Source organism: Halospina denitrificans, assembly GCF_004364635.1.
In the GTDB taxonomy this organism is placed as follows: Bacteria; Pseudomonadota; Gammaproteobacteria; order Pseudomonadales; family Oleiphilaceae; genus Halospina; species Halospina denitrificans.
Genome location: NZ_SOAX01000008.1, coordinates 71,855 through 91,608 on the forward strand (window position 1 = coordinate 71,855; position 19,754 = coordinate 91,608).

Genomic DNA, 19,754 nt, shown 5'->3' on the forward strand with positions numbered 1-19,754 from the left:
GGCAGTGACTATGAGAACAATGCGTTGCGTGGCCGCCACGATGCTGCTAACAGCAGGCGGTGCGATCCAGGCCGCCGATGATCCGACCCAGGCGGATATTGATGAGATGATGCACCGGATGGACATGATGCCGGAGGTGTACGGTCAGCTCTCACTGGCGCTGGAGCATAATGAAACCCGTAATACCCAACAGGGCAGCCAGACCAGTTTCCGGGACAACCACTCATGGATTGGGATTCGCAACCAGACCGAGATCATGCCTGGCACCGAGGCGTTTGCTCGGGCTGAATGGTCGTCGATTCCCACTGACGATGATGGCATGACCGACAGCCTGGAATACGCCTACCTGGGTGTTGAAGGGGACTTTGGTCGGATATGGGGCGGCACCGATGACAGTGTGTTCGAGCAGGAGCTTGACCAGGTGGCGAACGTTTTCGAGGGCGAATTCCGTGATGAGGAAGGCGCTGATCTTCGTCATTTCAAGGGCCCCTATGACACCGGACGCGACCGCCTGATCCAATACCGCTCTCCTTCCTACGGTAATTGGCAGCTCCATGGCGCCGTTCAGCTGAACGAGGACGGCAATGAGGACGTGGCCCAGGGTGATGCCAAAGAGGGGCGCCCCTATCAGCTGATTACCACCTATAAAAGCGGTAACTGGGCCTGGGCTCTCGGCATGGACTCCAATGACGGCGACAGTACCGAACGCCTGGGTGAGCGCAATAATGAAAACACCTATGGTTTCCGGGGGAGCTACAGGGGCGAGCGCTGGACCCTGACCGCGCAGTACCAGCATCGCGACGAGATCCGGAACGTTGGCTCGCTGCTGACCACCTACAGCATCGGTCCCAACCGTTTTTCGGTCGCCTGGGAGCGGGAACGGGATGACACCCAGCTGGATACGGAAACCCGCACGGCCTATACCGCCCAGATCCTTCACGACGTGAACGAGAGCATGGCGGTCTATGTTGAGGGCTATCAGCTTGAATCGGACGGCGTCACTCCCATGCGCCGCGACCTGATCATCGGCTCACGCTACCGGTTCTGACCGACCATGAGTGAAACCGAGCTCAAGTTGAGCGTGACCGAGGAGAACCTGGAGGCCGCCCATCAATGGCTTCTGGGGCGAGGGGGGCGCCCGGCGGGCGCCCCGCTGTCGCTACGCAACCGCTACTTTGATACACCGGACGGACAGCTCAATCATGAGCGGGTCGCATTGCGACTGCGCGAAACCGGTGAGCAGATCATTCAGACGCTCAAGACCCGGGGGCATATGCAGTCGGGCGCCATGGCGCGCGAAGAGTGGGAATGGAACCGTGACGAGCCCTCCCTGGACCTGGGACTGCTGGATGAGACACCGCTCGCGGGCCATCCGTCCTTGGATCATCTTGTACCCTGTTTTGATACGGATTTTCAGCGTCGGGTCCTCGATCTTACAGAGGTATCTGAACAAGGCCATACCACGGAGATTGAGTGCGCCCTGGATAAGGGCGTGATCCGGACAGAGGACGCCGAGATCCCCCTTCTGGAGGTCGAGCTGGAGCTGAAATCCGGGGATGCACTGGCTCTTGGCCGAGTAGCCCGTGACATGGTGTCCGAGGTTCCCGCCCTTCTGAATGGCATCAGCAAGGCCGAGCAGGGTTATTGCCTCGCGGGGATTCACCGCTTTCCGGAGCCCGAGGGTGATGCCGTTGAGCGCTGGGTGATGCAGCTCTGTCAGGCCTGGCAGTGCGATGAACCGAATCTCTGGCCCGAGCTTCTGGAGGCGCACCACCAGATTGCCGAGCGTGCCAGGGCCAAAGGGGCTGGAGCACTCTTTTCGGAGGTGACCGAGGCCCTGAAGCGCGCTGCAGAAGAGCACCGGTCCCCGCGTAGCGTGCTTGTAGACCTCCCCGGGCTGGCCGCTCTCCAACTGACCCTGGTCACCGACTGAGAGGCTGCCCCCCGCCTCTGGACATTGGGTCTGCAACCCCTGAGGATTGGGGCAACGAGACAACCCAGGAGTAAGCGCAATGGGGTCAGACCTTCCAGGCCAGGCACTGCAGGCCATTCCCGACGCTCTGCAGGAAACCGTGAAAACCGGCTGGAACAGCCTCATGGCCATCGAGGAGCCGGGCTGGCAGGATTGGTTTCATGAGCGCATTGGACAGGTTGCGCAGGCGCTGGCGCGGAGTGATTTCCTGCATGAACAGCTGGTACGCCACCCCGATATACTGTTGCCGCTGCGTGACAATGGCGTGCTGGACCAGCCATGGTGCCCGGGCGAAATCCGCGAAGCCTGGGCCCATGACAGTCCCTCAATCGAGACCGAAGAACAGCTGAATGCCGCGCTGCGCCATTTCCGGCGTCGCTGGATGTTCCGAACGGTCTGGCGGGATCTGCTGAAACTGGCGGATTTCGAGGAGACGGCCGGTGCCATGTCCGAGCTGGCCGACGTCTGCATCCAGGGCGCTGTTGACTGGCTTTACGCCGATGCCTGTCGCGAATGGGGGACGCCCATGGGTCACGACCCCGTGACCGGCGAGTGGTCCGCCCAGCAGCTTGTCGTCCTGGGCATGGGCAAGCTGGGGGCCTGCGAACTCAACCTCTCCTCGGATATCGACCTGATATTCACGTTCCCCTCCGGCGGGGAAACAGAAGGCAGCCGCCGCTCCATTGATAACCAGGTTTTCTTCAACCGGCTTGGTCAGCGCGTGATCCGGGCCCTGGATCAACCCATGGCCGATGGCTTTGTGTTCCGGGTCGATATGCGCCTTCGCCCCTACGGCCAGAGCGGCTCGCTCTCGCTCAGCTTTGACGCCATGGAGACCTATTACCAGAACCAGGGTCGGGAATGGGAGCGCTATGCGCTCATCAAGGCCCGGGTGGTGGCCGGGGACTTCAATGCGGGCGGGCAGTTGATGGAACTGCTTCATCCGTTCATTTACCGGCGCTACGTTGACTTTTCCGCCTTTGAGTCGCTGCGGGATATGAAGCGCCTGATTCAGCGTGAAGTCCGCCGTCGTTCCCTGGAAAACAATATCAAGCTGGGCGCCGGTGGTATTCGCGAGATCGAGTTCATTGTCCAGGCATTCCAGCTGATTCGCGGGGGACGGGACCCGGTGCTCCAGGACCGGATGCTGCGCACGGTCCTGGGTACGCTGGTCGAGCTGGAGCTGCTTCCGGAGTCCGTGGTCGAGGACCTGGATGCGGCCTACGTCTTCCTCCGCGATACGGAACATGCCCTGCAGGGGATTGCCGACAAACAGACCCAGACCCTTCCGGAGGACCCTGAGGGCCGTTCCCGGGTCGCGCTTATCATGGGGTATTCGGACTGGGCATCCTTCGAGCAGGAATTGGCTGATCACAGGGCGCGGGTCAACGGCCATTTTGCGGACATCATCGCTTCGGATGAGGAAGAGGAGGCCAGTGATTCCGCGGCGGACAGCTGGCATGACGTCTGGATAGGAACGCTCACGGGGAACGCTGCCCGTGACTGGCTCTCCAGTAATGGCTATGAAGAGCCCGAGAGGTCGTTGGAGCTGCTGGCGGAACTGCGCCAGGGTCGAACCGTGAGCACCCTTCAGCGTGAGGGGCGCCGTCGCCTGGATCGCTTCATGCCGATGCTTCTCGAAGCGCTTTCCGGAGAGGATGCGCCCTCGCTGATCCTCGATCGCAGTCTGGCACTGGTGGAATCGGTGCTGCGGCGCAGTGCCTATCTGCTGCTGCTGACGGAGAACCCGGGGGCGCTTCGCGAGCTGGTCAGGCTCTGTGGCGCCAGTCCCTGGATTGCGGATCAGCTGGCGGAAACCCCGTTGCTGCTTGATGAACTGCTCAATGCGGAAAGCCTGTATTCACCGCCCGGGAAAGAGCAGCTTCATGATGACCTGAACCAGCAGATGCTGCGGATTCCGCTGGATGATCTCGAGCAGCAGATGGAGACCCTGCGGCATTTCAAGAAAGCCCATGTCCTGCGGGTGGCAGCCTCCGAGCTGCGAGGGACTCTGCCGCTGATGAAGGTCAGTGACTACCTCACCTGGATCGCCGAGACCGTTCTCGACCATGTGGTGGTCCTTGCGTGGCAAAACCTGACCCAGCGTTACGGTACGCCAACGGATGGGCAGGGCCAGCACGTGGAGCCGGATTTTGCCGTCATCGGGTATGGCAAGTTCGGTGGTATTGAGCTGGGCTATACGTCGGATCTGGATCTGGTGTTCGTCCACGACAGCGATCCCCAGGCCAGCACTGAGGGCACCCGATCCATCGACAATGCCGTGTTCTACGCACGGCTCGGGCAGAGGGTGGTGCACATCCTCAATACGCAGACGCCATCGGGCCAGCTCTATGAGGTGGATATGCGCCTGCGTCCGTCCGGCAATGCGGGACTTCTCGTTTCAACGCTGGATGCGTTCCAGCTTTATCAGGAGCGCGACGCCTGGACCTGGGAACACCAGGCCCTTGTGCGGGCCCGTTGGGTGGCGGGGAGTCCGGATTCCGGCAAGCGTTTTGCCGGCATCCGGCGCGATATCCTCTGCCGGTCGCGCGACCCTGAGTCCCTGCGCCGGGAGGTGATTGATATGCGCCGGCGGATGCGGGAGAACCTCGCGTCCACCGATCCTGCAATCTTTCACATCAAGCAGGACCCTGGCGGCATCATCGACATTGAGTTCATGGTCCAGTACCTGATCCTTGCCTGGGCCCATGACTACCCACAGATCACGGAGCAGTCCGATAACATTCGCCAGATGGAGTCTCTCGGCGAGGCCGGAGTGATGGACCCGGAGTGGGCCGAGCGGATGCGTGAGATCTATATCGCCATGCGCTCAACGATTCACCGGCGGGCGCTTCAGCGCCAGAACAGTGAAATCGATGCGAGCGCTTTCCCCGAGGAGCGGGCCTATATCCGCCGGTGCTGGGAGGCGATCATGGGCGAGACCCTGGACGCGACGTGAACCCCGTCCTTCGACGGCCCGGATTTTCCTGCTAGAATTGCCCGGTTCAATGCCCTAACAAGAGGAGTTTCCGGCAATGTCGATGGCGGATCGCGACGGTCTTATCTGGCTCGACGGGGAAATGGTCCCCTGGCGGGAAGCCAAGGTTCACGTGCTGACCCACACCCTGCACTACGGCATGGGCTGTTTTGAGGGCGTGAGAGCCTACCAGACCAATGAGGGTCCGGCGATTTTCCGGCTCCAGGATCATACCCAGCGGCTGCAGCGCTCAGCCCATATCCTCAACATGAAACTCCCCTACAGCGCGGAGACCCTGAACGAGGCCCAGCGCCTTGTGGTCCGCGAGAACGGGCTGGCATCCGCCTACATCCGGCCCATGGCTTTTCTGGGCTCCGAGGGCATGGGCCTGCGCGCCGATAACCTCAATGTGCATGTGACGGTTGCAGCCTGGGAGTGGCCGTCCTATATGGCGCCGGAGGCCAGGGAGCAGGGTATTCGTATCCGGACCTCCTCGTACACGCGGCATCACGTCAACATCACCATGTGCAAGGCCAAGGCGAACGGCAACTACATCAACTCCATGCTGGCGCTGAACGAAGCGATGACCTGTGGTTATGACGAGGCGCTGCTGCTGGACAACGAAGGCTACGTTGCTGAAGGCTCGGGCGAGAACCTGTTCATTGTGAGCGATGGGGTGCTCTACACGCCGGAACTGACCTCCTGCCTGGATGGCATTACCCGTCGCACCATCCTGGCGTTTGCCGAAGAGCTCTCCATTCCCGTTAAGGAAAAGCGCATCACCCGTGACGAGGTCTATATCGCGGATGAAGCCTTCTTCACGGGTACTGCGGCCGAGGTGCTTCCCATCCGGGAGCTGGATAACCGCCAGATCGGGGAGGGCTGCCGTGGGCCTATCACGAAACGCTTCCAGCAGATGTACTTTGAGGCGGTTGAAGGGCTTCGTGACCAGAATCGTGAGTGGCTGACACTCGCAAGCGACTGAATTGAATCGACCGGGCTGGCGAGGGAGAACGCTGAATAATGGCGCGCTGGATCTACTCCCTGTTGATGTACCTGGCGCTGCCGGTGGTCTTCCTGTTTTTCTGGTTCCGGGGCAGGCGCGACCCCGCCTATCGCCGCGGGTTGTCGCAGCGGCTCGGGTATATTGACGGGAATGCCGGCCCCGGATGCCTGCTGGTGCATGCTGCCTCCGTTGGCGAGGTCATTGCGGCAACCCCGGTGATCCAGCGCCTGGGGCAGCATTATCCCGACGCCTCCCTGGTGGTGACCACCATGACGCCAACGGGCGCTGAGCGGGTGCAGGCCGCCTTTGCCGGTACGGTACAGCACTATTACCTGCCCCTGGATGTCCCTCATGCCGTCCACCGGTTTCTCTCACGCCTCAACCCCTCCGTTCTGGTGATTATGGAAACCGAGGTCTGGCCGAACCTCGTCCATGCCTGTAATCGGCGGGGGATTCCCGTTGTGCTTGCCAATGCGCGGATGTCAGCCCGTTCCGAGCGGGGTTATGCGCGTTTCCGGTTTTTTTCCCGGCCGCTGTTTCAGGGATTGGACTGGGTTGCTGCCCAGGCGCAGCCGGATGCGGCGCGGTTCGGGCGCCTCGGGGTAGCGGCTGAGCGTCTGGCGGTAACGGGCTCGATCAAGTACGACGTGAGCATTGACGAGGCGAACCGGAAACAGGCCGCGGAACTGCGGCAAGAGATGGGCGCGCGCCCGGTCTGGATCGCCGCGAGTACCCATGAAGGAGAGGATGAGCAGGTTCTTGAGGCCCACGCCCGGTTACTCGAGCGTCAGCCGGAGGCGCTGCTGATCCTGGTGCCCCGTCATCGGGAGCGGTTTGATCCGGTATTCAACGAGATTGGCAGGCGCGGCCTCTCCGTCAGCCGCCGATCCCGCGGGGAGTCGCCCGGTCAGGTCGCTGTGTATCTTGCCGACACCATGGGCGAGCTTCTGATGCTCTTCGGGGCGGCCGATCTCGCGTTCATTGGAGGATCCCTGATTGAGCGCGGCGGCCATAATCCATTGGAGGCGGCAGCCTGGGGGCTCCCGATACTGACGGGGCATCACGTGTTCAACTTCACCACGGTCTTTGAGTTTCTTGAGGCCGAGGGCGGTGTCATCCGGGTGGGTGAGGGCGCCGATCTGGGACAGGCCGTGGTTACGGTTTTTGAAGACGCTGAGATGCGTCATCGGATGGGGGAGGGGGCGTCCGCGGTGGTGGACGCCAACCGGGGCGCCGTCGAACGGCTTGTCGACGGCATCGCCCGGCTCCGGGATCAGCGCTGCTGATCGCGCATTGGCACGACGGCGTCCGAGGGGACCGGCCGCCGATTCCCATTGCTGTCGTTACCATTCTGCGCCTCGGCTTCCTGGGTTACCTCACGGGCAAGCCGTTCAATCCCCGGCGCTGAGGCGCTCAGCCAGCGGTCGAGTTCGGCCAGGTCCTGCGGGCTGAGCGTGCCGGCGGCCTGCTTGAGCCTGAGCGTGTTCAGCACATAGTCATAGCGGGCGTTGGCGAAGTCGCGCAGTGCCACGTAGTAGTTCTGTTCGGCATCCAGCACCTCGACGATATTGCGGGTACCCACGTCATAGCCCGCGCGGGTTGCGTCCAGGGCGCTGCGGCGGGAAATGATCGTCTGCTTCTGCGCGCGCAACGTCTGCATATTGGTGCTGATCCGGCGGAACAGTGACCGGGTGTCGAGACGCACGTTCCGCCTTGTCGTATCCAGGTTTCTGCGCGCCTCATCAGCTTCGGCCCGGCCCCGCCGGACGCCGGCGCTGGTGCCGCCGCCCTCGTAAAGCGGCACATTGAGCGACAGGCCAATGCGGGCATCAGTCCGCGGGTAATCCTGATCAATGAATGCGGCCTGCTGGCTGCCGGCACCTGAGGTGCCGGTGTCGTAGTCCTGGTGTTGCCGGCTTACGCCCGCAAACAGGTCCAGTGTCGGCAGATGCTCGGAGCGCGCCGCCTTGAGTTGCTCCTGGGAGGCTTCCACGGCCAGGCTCTGGGCCCGAATGGCCCAGTTCTGCTCCAGCGCCTTCTCCGCCCAGGCTTCCGGGCTGTCCGGCGTGGGCGCGGTTACCGGGAAATCGGTGCTGAGGCGTTCCAGTTCCTCGTAGAACTGGCCAGTCAGCCGCGCCAGGCTCTCGCGCTCAATGTCGAGCTGGCTCTCTGCCGCAATGCGCTGGGATTGACTGGCATCGTAACCGGCCCGCGCTTCTTCCACTTCCGTGGTCGCCACCAATCCGACTTCATAGCGCTCCTGGGCCTGTTCCCACTGGCGGCGAAGGGCCGCTTCCTGGGCGCGTGCAGTATCAAGCTCATCCTGGGCTCGCAGCACGTTGAAGTACTGTTCCGCTACCTCAAGGATGAGCGCCTGCTCCGCGCGGGAGAGTTCCGCGGCGGCGGCCTTGCTCTGCTGCTGACTGGCCTGGTAACCGAACCAGGCGTTGGCGCGGAACAGCGGCTGGTTGAGCTGAACCCCATACTCATGGGTGGTGATATCGACATCACCAGTAACCCGGTCGGTGTAGGCGGACTCGCCATAGGCGTTGATCTGGGGCAGCAGCGGTGCCCGTGACTCATTCACTGCGGCTTCGCGCGCCTCGCGCACCGCCCGGGCGGCCGCGAGCTCCGAGTCGTAGGCAAGCGCCTGTTCATAGACCGTAATCAGGTTTTCGGCGGCTGCGTTGCCCGCCGGGAGCATGAATGCAGTAATCAGGATAAGGTGAAATCGGCTCGCTTTCATCGGGGTCCTCGGTATGGATTGGGTGTCACCGTGACCGGCGGTCACTATTATGGACAAGTTAATGGCCGATCTCTACACTCAGATAGCTTGTCGAACTATCTTCGGCAACGCACTGTCTTGACGGGGTGCCGGCTTCTGCCGGCTGAGATTGCGAATGCAGAACCCGCAGACCTGATCCGGTTAATACCGGCGTAGGGATTCGAGACAAGCGCTTCCAGAACGAACCGCCTGTTATCGCACGCCTTGAGTCTGCGTCTGCGTTCTCCCGTCCGGTACGACACGGACCACGGAGAGAACTGCCATGAACAGCACCACCAATGCCTTTCTGAGCGAAACCAATGCCGTCAACAAAGAAGCGGCGATTGATCCACTACCCGCGTCCTCGAAGGTGTACGTCACCGGTAGCCGCGTAGACCTGCGTGTGCCCATGCGAGAGATCCGCCTGAGTGACACACAGACGGATGAGGGACCACGGGCAAACCCGCCGGTTTATGTCTACGATACGTCCGGCCCCTACACGGACCCGGAGGCTTCGATCGATCTGCGCGCCGGCCTGGCGCCGCTGCGCGCTCCCTGGATTGAGGAGCGCAGCGATACGCACGAGCTGTCGCAATTCAGTTCGGAGTACACACGGCGCCGCCAGCGCGATCCGCGCCTGGACTCGATGCGCTTTGCCCATGGCCGGAAACCCCGGGTGGCCCGGGAGGGCGCGAACGTTACCCAGATGCATTACGCCCGCCGGGGGATCATTACCCCTGAGATGGAATTCATAGCCATCCGCGAGAATGCCAAACGCGCGGAGATGATGGCACAGGACGCGGAACTGGCAAGCCAGCATCCGGGGCAGTCTTTCGGGGCGAGCATCCCGGAGGAAATCACCCCGGAGTTCGTTCGCGACGAGGTTGCCCGAGGCCGCGCCATCATTCCCAACAACATCAATCATCCCGAGTCCGAGCCCATGATCATCGGGCGCAATTTCCTGGTGAAGATCAACGGCAACATCGGCAACTCGGCGGTAACCTCGTCCATCGAGGAAGAGGTCTCCAAGCTCACCTGGGCGATCCGCTGGGGTGGGGATACGATCATGGACCTGTCCACGGGAAAGGATATTCACGAGACCCGTGAATGGCTGATCCGCAACTCCCCCGTGCCCGTGGGGACGGTCCCGATCTACCAGGCCCTGGAAAAGGTGGACGGCACCGCCGAGGACCTGACCTGGGAGATGTTCCGGGACACGCTCATTGAGCAGGCGGAGCAGGGCGTTGACTATTTCACTATCCATGCGGGGGTGCGCCTGCATCACGTGCCCATGACGGCAAAACGCACCACCGGCATTGTTTCCCGGGGTGGTTCGATCATGGCCAAGTGGTGCCTGGCCCACCACGAGGAAAGCTTCCTGTACACGCATTTCGAGGAGATCTGCGAGATCATGAAGCGCTATGACGTGGCGTTCTCCCTGGGCGACGGCCTGCGCCCGGGCTCGATTGCCGATGCCAACGACGAAGCCCAGTTCGCGGAACTGGAGACGCTGGGAGAATTGACTAAAATTGCCTGGAGGCATGATGTCCAGTGCATGATCGAGGGGCCGGGGCATATCCCCATGCACCTGATCAAGGAAAACATGGACCGTCAGCTGGCCTGTTGTGACGAGGCACCGTTTTATACACTCGGGCCACTGACAACGGATATCGCGCCGGGTTACGATCACATTACGTCGGGCATTGGCGCGGCCATGATTGGTTGGTATGGTTGCGCCATGCTCTGCTACGTGACGCCCAAGGAGCATCTGGGGCTGCCCAACCGGGACGATGTCAAAACCGGCATCATGGCCTATAAGATTGCGGCGCACGCGGCGGATCTGGCGAAAGGACATCCGGGCGCCCAGCTTCGGGACAACGCCCTGTCGAAGGCGCGTTTCGAGTTCCGCTGGGAAGACCAGTTCAATCTTGGACTGGACCCGGAAACCGCCAGAGCTTATCACGATGAAACCCTGCCCAAGGATTCGGCCAAGGTGGCGCATTTCTGCTCCATGTGTGGGCCGAAATTCTGCTCCATGAAGATTTCGCAGGAAGTGCGCGAGTACGCGAGGGAACAGCGGGTGTCGGAAGCCGGTGCCCTGGATCAGGGTATGGCTGAGAAAGCGGCGGAATTCCGTGAGCAGGGAGGCGATCTTTACCACAAAGTCTGACAGTGAGGCGCAGTATGGGGGAGACTAACCCCGTTTTTGACCACGACGACGTTGAGATCCAGTCGGATGAAGTGCTTTTCCAGGGCTTCTTCCAGGTTCGTGGTCTGACATTGCGCCATCGCCTTTTCGATGGGGGCTGGAGCGCCCCCATGAAGCGCGAACTGTTCTGGCGGGAGAACGCTACCTGTGTCCTTCCCTATGACCCGGTTCGCGATGAAGTGGTGCTGATTGAACAGTTCCGCGCGGGCGCTCTGGGACGGGAGGCTTCACCCTGGTTGCTGGAGGTGGTGGCGGGCATCAATGAGCCCGGCGACTCCGCCGAGGTGACCGCCACCCGTGAGGCGCAGGAGGAAGCCGGGCTTGAGCTGGCCGCCCTCGAACACATCTGTGACTATCTGGTCTCCCCTGGTGGCACCAATGAGCTGGTGCACCTCTACGGGGCCTGTGTGGACGCCTCCGGTGCCGGCGGCATTCACGGGCTGGATCATGAAAACGAGGATATACGCGTCCAGCCCCTGGCCTTTACGGAAGCCATGGATGCCCTGAAAACGGGTCGAATCTGGAATGCGCCCGCGTTCATGTCCCTGCAGTGGCTGGCACTCAACCGTGACCGACTGCGCCGTGAATGGGGAGGTTGTTGATGCGAAGCCAGTACGTCCCGGACCTCGCCCGTTTTGCCGCCGTCTGCGAGAGCAACTACCATCGCCTCAGGCATCTTGAGCGATTGGCGGTTTCCCGCGATGCTGATGTGGTTTTTGAACTGCACGACGGACAGCGCCACCTGGGGCAGGTCCAGCTCGCGCGTCTTGAAAGCGCTCGCTATACCGAGACCTGGTTCCTGGAACAGCTGGGCAACTCGGGCCGCTTCCTGAACAATCCCAGGATGACGGTCCGCGCCTACCACGATGCGGGTATGCTCGAAGTCATGAGCTGCTTCCGCCATGGTCGCGTCCGCGCCGTGAATCCCTATCCCAACGCCCGCATGCACCTGCCCGACGAGAAACTGCAGGTGAACCTTTTCCTGGCCGAATGGCTGGACTTCTGTCTGAAGTTTGGGCAGGCGGCGGACCTGGATACGGTGTGGAGTCTCGAGTCCTGACATTCTTTGCCTGACTCTGTGATGCTCGTCCGGGAATCCATTAGCCATAAACGATAATTTACCGCTATATTGAAGGCCATAGCGGAGACTGGAGTCTGGAAACACCATGGAAGCATCGGCCGACGTCCTGCATGTGCTGCAGATCACGGATCCTCATCTGCTCGGCGATGCCGACGGCAGGCTGCTCGGAATGAAGACCCGCGACACCCTGGATGCGGTGCTTGATCATGTAAAGACGCATTACGGCCAGCCGGATGTTGTTCTCGCCACCGGCGATATCTCCCAGGACGGCAGTGATGCCTCTTACCGTTTTTTCCAGGACCGCACGGCGTTCTTTGAATGCCCGGTATTCTGGTTTGCCGGCAATCACGACGTGATCCCGGCCATGGAGCGGGCCATCGGCGGAACCCAATCCGCGGAGCGCCGTTATCACAGCCACGGCTGGCAGCTCATCTTTCTGGACTCGTCGGTACCGGACCAGGTCTACGGACGACTGGCGGAATACGAGCTGCGCCTGCTCGACAAGTTCCTGAGCGAGAACCCCGACGAGCATGCCCTGGTCTGCCTCCATCACCATCCTATTGAAATCGGCGCCAGCTGGATGAACAGCATTGGCCTCCGGGATCACGAGGCCTTTTTCGAAGTGCTGGAGCGCCATCCCCAGGTCCGAGGCATTCTCTGTGGCCATATCCACCAGACCCTGGACGAGGAAAGCGGGGGTCGGCGGATGCTGGCTTCCCCCTCAACCTGTGTCCAGTTCCGCCCCAATTCCGATGAATTCAGCGTGGACGCACTGCCCCCGGGGTACCGTTGGTTGAATCTGCACCCGGATGGCACTATTGAAACCGGTGTCGAACGGGTGGAGGATGAGGACTTTGGCCTTGACGTTGAAAGCGATGGGTACTGACTCCAATGGTTGAAACCGCTCCGGATATCATCTACCTGCACGGCTTCCGCAGCTCTCCCCAATCGGATAAAGCCCAGGCTCTCGATTCGCACCTCAAGGCCATCAGTTACAGCGGTGAGTGGTTCATCCCGGAACTGGCGTACTCCCCGGTTGAAATCGAAAAACAGCTCGATGACTTGATCCAGGGCCGCGGCGACCGCGCCGTGGGCCTGATCGGCAGTTCCCTTGGCGGGTTTTTCGCCTACGCCATGGCCGAGCGCTACGGCCTCCCGGCCGTCCTCATCAATCCGGCCGCCTATCCCTACGACCTGATGAACCAATACCTGGGCACCCAGACGAACCTCTACACCGGCGAAGCCTTCGAAGTCACCCGCGAAGACGTGGAGTGCCTCCGCGACCTCGACCCCGGCGAGCCTTCACACCCCGAACGCCTGATGGTGATGCTCCAGACCGGGGATGAAACCCTGGATTACCGGGAAGCCGAGCGACGGTTTGCGAATGTGCATCTGATGGTGGAAGAGGGCGGTGATCACCGATTCTCCTCGTTCGAGAACCACCTGTCGGCAATGCTGACGTTCCTGGCGGACGAGGCTCGGGTGCCGGATAGCACCGCCTGAAGCGCGACCCACCCACTCCTTCAGGTCATGTGCTCGCTTCCCGGTTGTGGAGATCCAGAATAGGCCAGCCTCTTGATTGGGCGGTTTCTTTCAGTGCCGGGTCGGGATTGACGGCGACCGGGTGAGGGACGGTCTCCAGTAAGGGGATGTCGTTGCGGGAGTCGCTGTAGAAGCGGGCGCCGTCGAGGGTTTCGTGGCGGTCGAGGAGCCATTGTTCGAGACGGGTGATCTTGCCGTCCCGGAAGCAGGGGGTGCCGGAGACGCGGCCGGTGAATCGGCCGTTGTGGACTTCCGGTTCGGTGGCGATCAGGTGGGGGATGCCGAGGCGCTCGGCGATGGGTTCGGTGACGAAACGGTTGGTGGCAGTGATGATGATCAGGGTGTCGCCGTTGGTGCGGTGGCGGTCGATCAGCGCTTCGGCGGCTGGGCTGATCATGGGTTCGACAGCTTCGCTCATGAAGGTGTGGCGCAGTTTCTGGAGGTGTTCGTAGGCGTTGATGGCCAGGGGTTCGAGGGCGAAGGCGAGGTAGTCCTCGATGTCGAGCCTGCCGGCTTCGTAGTCGCGGTAGAAGGCGTCGTTGCGCTGTTGGTAGCGTTCGCCGTCGACGATGCCGTGGTCGATGAGAAACTGGCCCCAGGCGTGGTCGCTGTCGCCGTCGAGGAGGGTGTTGTCGAGGTCGAAGATTGCTAGCGTCAAACTGCTGCTCCCGTGAAATCTGTGTGCCATCGGCGCATTATATCATCCCAGTAACCGCAGCCCCCGGTATTGCCCACGACAAAACAGCGATTTGCCCAAGGGCTGTCAATTCTGGAAAAATAGAGCTAAGTTACTCTTAGAAGATAAAAAACATATAAAGGTGTTGCCGTGATTGACTCCGACGGATTCAGACCCAATGTCGGAATCATACTGGCGAATCACCGGGGCGAGCTGCTGTGGGCCAGGCGTATCGGGCAGAACGCCTGGCAGTTTCCGCAGGGGGGGATCAATCAGGATGAGACACCGGAGCAGGCACTTTTCCGTGAACTGGGGGAAGAGGTTGGCCTGGAATCAACGGATGTCCGGATTATCGGCTGCACGCGGGGCTGGCTTCGGTATCGGTTGCCCCGGCGAATGATCCGCAGGGATTCGCACCCGGTGTGTGTCGGCCAGAAACAGAAATGGTTCCTGCTTGAGATGTTGTCACCCGACGCCAGGGTTCGGGTGGACTGGAGCCACTCGCCGGAATTCGATGGCTGGCAGTGGGTCAGCTACTGGTACCCGCTGGGCCAGGTCGTCCCGTTCAAGCGTGAGGTTTATCGCAGGGCGCTCAGGGAATTGGCGCCCGGAGTTTTCAGGCTACAGTCAAAGGGGCACCCGCCGGCCCGCCAGGAATGCTGACAGACTATGACCAAGATGCTGAGCACGCTGCGCAGTATCGTTCAGGAACTGAACGGTATCAACAACCTGCAGGAGGCCCTGGATACCATTGCCTCCCGGGTTCAGGCAGCCATGCAGACGGAAGTCTGCTCCGTTTACCTCTATGACCAGCAGTCCGGCTGCTATGTCCTGAAGGCGACTGAAGGCCTCTACAAGGACGCGGTCGGGCAGGTGAGGATTGCGCCCTCGGAGGGGCTTGTTGGTTTGGTGGGCACCCGCGAGGAGCCTATCAACCTCGAGGACGCCCAGTCCCATCCCCGTAACCGCTACTTCCCGGAAACCGGGGAGGAACGCTTCCGTTCCTTTCTGGGCGTGCCCATCATTCACCATCGTCGTGTACTCGGCGTCATCGTGGTGCAGGAAAGCCAGAACCAGCGCTGTTTCGACGAAGGCGAGGAGGCGTTCCTGGTTACGATTTCGGCCCAGCTTGCCGGCGTCATTGCCCACAGCGAGGCGACCGGGGCGATTGGCGGGCTCTCAATCACCGGCGACCAGGCCCGGGATGTGGTCTTCAGCGGCGTGGCGGGCTCGCCGGGCGTGGCTATCGGCACTGGTGTTGTGATTTTTCCGCCCGCGGATCTTGATTCGGTGCCGAATAAGCGCTGCGAGGATATTGACAGCGAGATTCAGCGGTTTCGTGATGCTGTCACCTCAGTCCGGGAGGACGTGGAACAGGTGGGTGAGCGGCTGGCGCCCCAGCTGCGACCGGAGGAGCAGGCCCTTTTTGAGGTGTACCTGCGGATGCTCCATGACCATGCGCTGCCGGGCGAGGTCGAGAACCGTATCCAGGACGGGAGCTGGGCCCAGGGGGCACTGAAGGATGTGGTGAACCAGTATGTCCGTCACTTTGAGATGATGGGCGACCTGTACCTGCGCGAACGCGCGGTGGATATACGGGACCTGGGGCGGCGTCTGCTGTCCCACCTCCAGGAAGGCGAACCAGAGACGCCGGAATTTCCTGACAACACCATCCTGGTCAGTGACGAGCTGACTCCGGCAATGCTGGGGGAGGTGCCCCAGGGGCAGCTGGTGGGCCTGGTGTCCGTGCGTGGCTCCGGGAACTCCCATGTGGCCATCCTGGCGAGGGCCATGGGTGTTCCCACCGTTATGGGGCTGGTTGATATCCCGGTCGCCCAGCTTGATGGTCGTGAAATGATTGTCGATGGTTACGAAGGGCAGATCTTCGCCTCGCCCTCCATGGAGCTCAAGACCTTTTTCGAGTCCATTATCGAGGAGGAGCAGGAGCTGGTGCGCGGGCTGGAAGAGCTTCGCGACAAGCCCTGCAAGACTCTTGATGGCCATCGTATGCCGCTCTATGTGAATACGGGCCTGATCACGGATGTGGTTCGTTCGCTCAACCACGGGGCCGAAGGCATCGGGCTCTACCGCACCGAGGTGCCGTTCATGATCAATGAGCGCTTCCCCTCGGAGCAGGAGCAGCGGGCCTATTACCGCGAGCAGCTGGAAGCGTTTGCGCCGGCGGATGTCACCATGCGTACCCTGGATATTGGCGGTGACAAGGCCCTGAGCTATTTCCCCATCGTGGAGGAAAACCCGTTTCTCGGCTGGCGTGGCATACGGGTGACCCTGGACCACCCGGAAATCTTCCTGGTCCAGATCCGCGCCATGATCAAGGCCAGCGAAGGGCTGGACAACCTTCGGATCATGCTGCCGATGGTCAGTAACGTATCCGAGATTGAAGAGGCCCAGCACCTGATCTACCGGGCCTGGCACGAGGTGCGGGGCGAAGGCTACAAGCTGGCGATGCCCCAGGTAGGGGTCATGATTGAGATACCGGCAGCCGTCTACCAGATCCGTGAGATTGCCTCGCGGGTGGACTTCATTTCCGTGGGGTCCAATGACCTGACGCAGTATCTGCTGGCAGTCGACCGGAACAATCCGAGAGTCGCCAGCCTGTACCACTCCTATCACCCTGCCGTGCTGGAGGCGCTGTGCCAGGTGGCCCAGGACTGTCACGACGTGGGCAAGCCGGTCAGCATCTGCGGCGAGCTGGCAGGTGATCCCGGCGGCGCCATACTGCTGATGGCCATGGGGTACGATGCGCTGTCCATGAACGCGGCGAACCTGCCGAAGATCAAGTCCATCATCCGTGGCGTGGATCTGGAGATGGCCCGGCAGCTGCTGGCGGAGGTGCTCACCATGGATTCTCCGCATGTAATCCGAAGCTGCGTGGAACTGCGTCTGCGCAATCTGGGTTTTGGTCGCTATATCCGGCCGGAACGCAGTGCCAGCCAGTTCAATGAGTCGGTGGCACAGGGCGAGCCTACTACTGCGGCGACTTCATCACGGCACTGAATGCAGATGGCCCTTGTCGGGTGGGCACCATGTCGAGCTGCTCCTTGAAAACAGCCCGACGCTTGAGGTTCATTATGCCGCTGTCAGGAGGGCTCCTGCGGCAGCGACCGAACCGCCCAGACCTTGGCTAAGGCGGTTGTCGGCTTTGAGCATCAGAGCTCCGAGAGCCCGCCCCGCAAGAGAAATAGCCAGTGTCGTGGTGGCGAACCCAGCCAGATAAGCCGCGACAGTTGCGCTGCCCGGTATTTCGACACCATGGGCATAGCCGTGGAACAGCATGAAGGCTACAACGAGAGTGCCGCCAACGCTGGTCGACATTCTGGCGAAGCTGGCAATAAGGATGCCGGCAACCAGCACGGAAACGCCGATGCCAGTCTCTACACCCGGCAGCGCCAACCCACCCCAGGCCAGTCCCGCACCCAGAACCATGCCCCCGAGTACAAAGGCAGGTGTGGCGTTCTTCATCAGGGTGTTTTGGCGCACGCTCCAGAAACCGATTGCCGCCATCGCCAGGAGGTGGTCAAGGCCAAGCATGGGGTGTAGCAGGCCACTGGTGAATCCGCCCTCGCCGTGTCCGGTGTGGGCCATGGCCGTGCTCGTCGTCAGCATCAGGGCTGCGGCAACGAGGGATTGGTTGAGTCGTGTCATGGTTTCTCTCCTTATCATGATCCGTGGGTTATCCGGCCTGTCGACCGCGTCGCTCGGGCAGCATGCCCTGTTCAAGAATGAAACTAATGATCCCCTCCAGGCCTTCACCGTCATAGAGGTTGGTGAAGACGAAGGGGCGGTCGCCGCGCATGGTTCGCGAATCGCGATCCATCACCTCAAGCGAGGCATGGACCTGCTCGGCAATGTCGATCTTGTTGATGATCAGCAGGTCGGACTTGGTGATGCCCGGCCCGCCCTTGCGCGGGATCTTGTCGCCGGCTGAGACGTCAATGACGTAGAGCGTGAGGTCAGACAGCTCTGGGCTGAAGGTTGCGGACAGGTTGTCGCCGCCGGATTCCACCAGGACCAGTTCGAGGCCGGGATGGCGTTCCTGCAGCGTATCGATGGCCTCCAGGTTCATGGAGGCGTCCTCGCGAATGGCAGTATGTGGGCAGCCGCCCGTCTCGACGCCCAGGATCCGGTCGCCGGGCAGGGCGTCGTGCTTGAGCAGGAAGTCCGCGTCTTCTCGCGTGTAAATGTCGTTGGTCACCACCGCCAGGTTGTAATGGTCGCGCAGGGCGAGGCAGAGCTGGCGCAGCAGCGCGGTCTTACCCGAGCCCACTGGCCCACCAACACCGACTCTCAGACAATGTGGCATAGCGTTTTCTCCTGTTAGCTCCGAAATAGTCTTGAGTACTGGGTCTCATGCTGCGCACTGGCCAGGGCCACCCCCGGCAGGATGGGCCCAAGCTCCTCATCCTCGAGCGTCAGGGCCGTATCAACCGCGCCGACCAGCTCCGGACGAACCGTCTCGATCACACGCTGGGCGGCGGTGTGGCCCAAAGGTAATGCCTTGCAGGCGGCTGCAAGCTGGTTTTCAAGCCAGGCCCAGCTGAAGCCCACCATGGCCTGTCGCTCCGGCACGCCGCGAAGGTGCGCGGCCCAGGCAAACATCGTCACGTAACCCGGGCGCTCGGGCAGCATCGATTCGGGCGGCATCAGCGCAAGCTGGCGCAGCAGCCGCACCAGCGCCGAGCCCAGATGGCTATCTTCCTCACTGAGCTCACGGGTTTCGCGCACGGCATGCAGCCAGTCGTTCCAATGAGCAACGGCCTGCGCATCGTCCTCGCCCCAGGCTCTCTGAAGGCGCGCAAGGACGGGCAGCTCACAGCGTGTCAGGCCATCCTCCAGAACACCGCTGAGCCACTCGCCGATCTCCGCTTCGTTGCTGACCCATCCCAGTTCGAGGGCGCTTTCCAGGCCCTGGGACCAGGCGAAAGCACCGATGGGCAGTGCCGGGCTGATCAGCTGTATCAGCCCCAGCAGTGACAGGTCGCTCATGGGCGAGGCGGTCGCGTCAGTGGGCATGGTGGTGTCCATGGTCGTGGGCATGGCCTTGATGGTGACCTGCCTGGTTGTAGGCGCCGGGCTCCGGATCGAAAGGCGCCTCGTGGTGCTCCAGTCGCGCACCCAGACGTTCCGCCAGTTCCTCCAGCACATGATCCGGCGGGAAGCGCACCCAGCCCTCGCCGTTGTTGGCCTCACCAATGGCCAGGGACACGTGCCGGTTGCCCAGGTGATAACAGAGCCGGGCCAGCGGCAGCCCGGCGGTCACATGGGCGGTAACCACGGGCTCGTCCGCCGCTTGAATGCGGACCACCTCGCCGGTGGCCGCGCGCAGGTACTGCCCTTCCCTCAGGACCGGACCGCGATCCAGGAAGAGCCCCGCATCGCGCCCCGCATCGGTGGCCGCGCGCAACCGGCCCCTCTGGCGCTGCTCGTAAGGCAACGTCAGGGTATCGAACACTTCGCTGATGTCAGCAAGATCCAATCGTTCGGTTAGCTCCAGCATCCTCGGCCC

At 61.8% G+C, this 19,754-nt stretch carries 18 protein-coding genes and 1 riboswitch; of the genes, 12 read left to right on the forward strand and 6 right to left on the reverse strand.

Annotated elements, in window-relative coordinates; translation table 11 throughout:
* Positions 1 to 10 precede the first annotated feature (10 nt).
* The 5 genes from DES49_RS14605 to waaA all read left to right on the forward strand — a co-directional run bounded on the left by DES49_RS14605 (position 11) and on the right by waaA (position 7,241).
* Positions 11 to 1,048 carry a porin gene (locus tag DES49_RS14605; RefSeq protein ID WP_133737172.1) on the forward strand — a complete coding sequence of 346 codons (1,038 nt, stop codon included), beginning with the start codon at positions 11 to 13 and terminating at the stop codon, positions 1,046 to 1,048.
* Positions 1,049 to 1,054: 6 nt separating this feature from the next.
* The gene (locus tag DES49_RS14610) at positions 1,055 to 1,933 is read left to right on the forward strand and encodes a CYTH domain-containing protein (protein ID WP_133737173.1); all 879 of its coding nucleotides are present in this window, start codon (positions 1,055 to 1,057) and stop codon (positions 1,931 to 1,933) included.
* Between the two features lie 79 nt (positions 1,934 to 2,012).
* Positions 2,013 to 4,931, forward strand: coding sequence for a bifunctional [glutamate--ammonia ligase]-adenylyl-L-tyrosine phosphorylase/[glutamate--ammonia-ligase] adenylyltransferase (glnE, locus tag DES49_RS14615; RefSeq protein ID WP_133737174.1), 2,919 nt, complete (start codon positions 2,013 to 2,015; stop codon positions 4,929 to 4,931).
* Between the two features lie 76 nt (positions 4,932 to 5,007).
* Positions 5,008 to 5,934 carry a branched-chain amino acid transaminase gene (locus DES49_RS14620; protein ID WP_133737175.1) on the forward strand — a complete coding sequence of 309 codons (927 nt, stop codon included), beginning with the start codon at positions 5,008 to 5,010 and terminating at the stop codon, positions 5,932 to 5,934.
* Positions 5,935 to 5,972: 38 nt separating this feature from the next.
* The gene (gene waaA, locus DES49_RS14625) at positions 5,973 to 7,241 is read left to right on the forward strand and encodes a lipid IV(A) 3-deoxy-D-manno-octulosonic acid transferase (RefSeq protein ID WP_133737176.1); all 1,269 of its coding nucleotides are present in this window, start codon (positions 5,973 to 5,975) and stop codon (positions 7,239 to 7,241) included.
* Here the strand turns inward: waaA and DES49_RS14630 are convergent.
* A complete protein-coding gene (locus DES49_RS14630; protein WP_208297044.1) occupies positions 7,229 to 8,701 on the reverse strand; it encodes a TolC family outer membrane protein in 1,473 nt (490 codons plus the stop codon). The two genes, waaA and DES49_RS14630, sit on opposite strands and share 13 nt — an antisense overlap.
* Positions 8,702 to 8,812: 111 nt before the next feature.
* A riboswitch (TPP riboswitch) is annotated at positions 8,813 to 8,917 on the forward strand.
* A gap of 85 nt (positions 8,918 to 9,002) precedes the next feature.
* Between DES49_RS14630 and thiC the strand changes: the two genes are divergently transcribed.
* The 5 genes from thiC (at position 9,003) to DES49_RS14655 (ending at position 13,512) form a co-directional block, all read left to right on the forward strand.
* On the forward strand, positions 9,003 to 10,889 hold the full coding sequence (gene thiC / locus DES49_RS14635) for a phosphomethylpyrimidine synthase ThiC (protein ID WP_133737177.1): 1,887 nt from the start codon (positions 9,003 to 9,005) through the stop codon (positions 10,887 to 10,889).
* 14 nt (positions 10,890 to 10,903) lie between these two features.
* Entirely contained in the window at positions 10,904 to 11,530 is a 627-nt protein-coding gene (locus tag DES49_RS14640) for an NUDIX domain-containing protein (protein WP_133737178.1), read from the forward strand.
* Positions 11,530 to 11,988 (forward strand): DUF1249 domain-containing protein, encoded by a 459-nt coding sequence (locus DES49_RS14645; RefSeq protein ID WP_243865065.1) that lies wholly within the window; start codon positions 11,530 to 11,532, stop codon positions 11,986 to 11,988. The genes DES49_RS14640 and DES49_RS14645 overlap by 1 nt, the downstream gene beginning before the upstream one ends.
* 106 nt (positions 11,989 to 12,094) lie before the next feature.
* Complete coding sequence (gene cpdA, locus DES49_RS14650; RefSeq protein WP_133737180.1) at positions 12,095 to 12,895, forward strand: 3',5'-cyclic-AMP phosphodiesterase; 801 nt, start codon at positions 12,095 to 12,097, stop codon at positions 12,893 to 12,895.
* A 5-nt stretch (positions 12,896 to 12,900) separates the two neighbouring features.
* On the forward strand, positions 12,901 to 13,512 hold the full coding sequence (locus tag DES49_RS14655; RefSeq protein WP_133737181.1) for a YqiA/YcfP family alpha/beta fold hydrolase: 612 nt from the start codon (positions 12,901 to 12,903) through the stop codon (positions 13,510 to 13,512).
* A gap of 25 nt (positions 13,513 to 13,537) precedes the next feature.
* Here DES49_RS14655 and DES49_RS14660 read toward each other — a convergent pair whose 3' ends face one another.
* Entirely contained in the window at positions 13,538 to 14,209 is a 672-nt protein-coding gene (locus tag DES49_RS14660; protein WP_133737182.1) for a histidinol-phosphatase, read from the reverse strand.
* Positions 14,210 to 14,377: 168 nt separating this feature from the next.
* Between DES49_RS14660 and DES49_RS14665 the strand changes: the two genes are divergently transcribed.
* The gene (locus tag DES49_RS14665; protein WP_133737183.1) at positions 14,378 to 14,890 is read left to right on the forward strand and encodes an RNA pyrophosphohydrolase; all 513 of its coding nucleotides are present in this window, start codon (positions 14,378 to 14,380) and stop codon (positions 14,888 to 14,890) included.
* A gap of 15 nt (positions 14,891 to 14,905) precedes the next feature.
* Positions 14,906 to 17,245: a phosphoenolpyruvate--protein phosphotransferase gene (gene ptsP, locus DES49_RS14670; RefSeq protein WP_133737307.1), complete on the forward strand. Its 2,340-nt coding sequence runs from the start codon at positions 14,906 to 14,908 to the stop codon at positions 17,243 to 17,245.
* Between the two features lie 72 nt (positions 17,246 to 17,317).
* Here the strand turns inward: ptsP and DES49_RS14675 are convergent, their stop codons facing one another.
* The 4 genes from DES49_RS14675 to ureE are packed head-to-tail and all read right to left on the reverse strand — an operon-like array spanning position 17,318 to position 19,745.
* Complete coding sequence (locus DES49_RS14675; RefSeq protein WP_133737184.1) at positions 17,318 to 17,893, reverse strand: HupE/UreJ family protein; 576 nt, start codon at positions 17,891 to 17,893, stop codon at positions 17,318 to 17,320.
* 28 nt (positions 17,894 to 17,921) lie between these two features.
* The gene (gene ureG, locus DES49_RS14680) at positions 17,922 to 18,551 is read right to left on the reverse strand and encodes an urease accessory protein UreG (RefSeq protein ID WP_133737185.1); all 630 of its coding nucleotides are present in this window, start codon (positions 18,549 to 18,551) and stop codon (positions 17,922 to 17,924) included.
* Positions 18,552 to 18,565: 14 nt separating this feature from the next.
* On the reverse strand, positions 18,566 to 19,261 hold the full coding sequence (locus tag DES49_RS14685; protein WP_243865066.1) for an urease accessory protein UreF: 696 nt from the start codon (positions 19,259 to 19,261) through the stop codon (positions 18,566 to 18,568).
* On the reverse strand, positions 19,251 to 19,745 hold the full coding sequence (ureE, locus tag DES49_RS14690; RefSeq protein ID WP_133737187.1) for an urease accessory protein UreE: 495 nt from the start codon (positions 19,743 to 19,745) through the stop codon (positions 19,251 to 19,253). Before ureE ends, DES49_RS14685 begins: the two co-directional genes overlap by 11 nt.
* Between the last annotated feature and the right edge of the window lie 9 nt (positions 19,746 to 19,754).

What these genes read in the sequence shown, in the direction of transcription:
- DES49_RS14685 (WP_243865066.1), bottom strand. Translation starts at nt 19,261, where the DNA reads ATGCCCACTGACGCGACCGCCTCGCCCATGAGCGACCTGTCACTGCTG.
- ureE (WP_133737187.1), bottom strand. Translation starts at nt 19,745, where the DNA reads ATGCTGGAGCTAACCGAACGATTGGATCTTGCTGACATCAGCGAAGTG.
- DES49_RS14630 (WP_208297044.1), bottom strand. Translation starts at nt 8,701, where the DNA reads ATGAAAGCGAGCCGATTTCACCTTATCCTGATTACTGCATTCATGCTC.
- DES49_RS14605 (WP_133737172.1), top strand. Translation starts at nt 11, where the DNA reads ATGAGAACAATGCGTTGCGTGGCCGCCACGATGCTGCTAACAGCAGGC.
- DES49_RS14645 (WP_243865065.1), top strand. Translation starts at nt 11,530, where the DNA reads ATGCGAAGCCAGTACGTCCCGGACCTCGCCCGTTTTGCCGCCGTCTGC.
- DES49_RS14640 (WP_133737178.1), top strand. Translation starts at nt 10,904, where the DNA reads ATGGGGGAGACTAACCCCGTTTTTGACCACGACGACGTTGAGATCCAG.
- thiC (WP_133737177.1), top strand. Translation starts at nt 9,003, where the DNA reads ATGAACAGCACCACCAATGCCTTTCTGAGCGAAACCAATGCCGTCAAC.
- DES49_RS14620 (WP_133737175.1), top strand. Translation starts at nt 5,008, where the DNA reads ATGTCGATGGCGGATCGCGACGGTCTTATCTGGCTCGACGGGGAAATG.
- DES49_RS14610 (WP_133737173.1), top strand. Translation starts at nt 1,055, where the DNA reads ATGAGTGAAACCGAGCTCAAGTTGAGCGTGACCGAGGAGAACCTGGAG.
- glnE (WP_133737174.1), top strand. Translation starts at nt 2,013, where the DNA reads ATGGGGTCAGACCTTCCAGGCCAGGCACTGCAGGCCATTCCCGACGCT.
- ureG (WP_133737185.1), bottom strand. Translation starts at nt 18,551, where the DNA reads ATGCCACATTGTCTGAGAGTCGGTGTTGGTGGGCCAGTGGGCTCGGGT.
- ptsP (WP_133737307.1), top strand. Translation starts at nt 14,906, where the DNA reads ATGCTGAGCACGCTGCGCAGTATCGTTCAGGAACTGAACGGTATCAAC.
- waaA (WP_133737176.1), top strand. Translation starts at nt 5,973, where the DNA reads ATGGCGCGCTGGATCTACTCCCTGTTGATGTACCTGGCGCTGCCGGTG.
- DES49_RS14675 (WP_133737184.1), bottom strand. Translation starts at nt 17,893, where the DNA reads ATGACACGACTCAACCAATCCCTCGTTGCCGCAGCCCTGATGCTGACG.
- DES49_RS14655 (WP_133737181.1), top strand. Translation starts at nt 12,901, where the DNA reads ATGGTTGAAACCGCTCCGGATATCATCTACCTGCACGGCTTCCGCAGC.
- cpdA (WP_133737180.1), top strand. Translation starts at nt 12,095, where the DNA reads ATGGAAGCATCGGCCGACGTCCTGCATGTGCTGCAGATCACGGATCCT.